Here is a 320-nt window from a genome sequence, read left to right as displayed (position 1 = left end):
GGTGCCAAGGTTACATTTTCAAGAACGGTTTTGTGCGGGTAGAGGTTAAAGTGTTGGAAAACCATCCCCGCTTCTTTACGCAATTCTACCAAGTCTTTGGCAGAAGCTTCCGTCACATTATGTCCGTTAACGATAAGCGTACCGTTATCAATGGATTCCAAGGCGTTGATTGTACGGATGAGAGTGGATTTCCCAGAACCAGAAGGTCCCAAGAGAACCACAACTTGTCCTTTTTCAATTTCTAGATTTATATCACGAAGTGCATGATAGTCTCCGTAATATTTATTGACATTTTTAAATTCAATAAGTGCCATAAGAGC

Annotated in this window: 1 protein-coding gene; it reads right to left on the bottom strand. The window is 40.9% G+C overall.

The window, feature by feature from the left end; translation table 11 throughout:
* The coding region (locus tag HMPREF2979_RS10620; protein ID WP_164373620.1) for an ATP-binding cassette domain-containing protein at positions 1–314 on the bottom strand (314 nt) is incomplete at its 3' end.
* Positions 315–320 lie beyond the last annotated feature (6 nt).

It is taken from the genome of Streptococcus sp. HMSC078H12, assembly GCF_001814615.1.
Lineage (GTDB): Bacteria > Bacillota > Bacilli > Lactobacillales > Streptococcaceae > Streptococcus > Streptococcus salivarius_F.
This window is presented reverse-complemented; position numbering and strand designations above follow the sequence as displayed.